Below are 425 nucleotides of genomic sequence, written 5' to 3'. Positions count from 1 at the left end.
ACAGGATCAATAATAGGCAAAGAAGGCAACAGTAAAGTAAAAATAAATGAATATGTAGGAAAAGATATAGAAAATCATGATACACTGACAACAACAGGAGGTTCAATAAACCTACAGGCAGGAAAGAATCCTATAGGCGGAATAGGGATAAATCAGGAAAAACGTGATAAGGAAGGCATATCAAGAAATACGGTATTAGGTGACATAGAAATAGGAAGTACAACAGGAAGCCCTATAAATAGAGATAGAAGCAAAGCCAATGAAATAACGAAGGATACTCACAACAGTACAAATATAAATATAGAAGGTCAGACAATAGATTACCTAACAAATCCTTCAAGATTAAAAGAGGATTTGGATAAAGCAAAACAGGAAATAAAGGATATAGGGACAGCAATAAAAGAATCAATAAATGACAGAGGAGA

General features: G+C 33.6%; 1 pseudogene. It reads left to right on the top strand.

Features of this window, described 5'->3' with window-relative positions:
• A pseudogene (locus tag EII29_RS12405) lies at positions 1-425 on the top strand (hemolysin); the annotation flags it as partial.

The sequence above is a fragment of the Leptotrichia sp. OH3620_COT-345 genome (assembly GCF_003932895.1).
In the GTDB taxonomy this organism is placed as follows: domain Bacteria; phylum Fusobacteriota; class Fusobacteriia; order Fusobacteriales; family Leptotrichiaceae; genus Pseudoleptotrichia.
The sequence above is the reverse complement of the archived record's forward strand: the minus strand, read 5'-3'. Positions and strand labels throughout refer to the sequence as shown.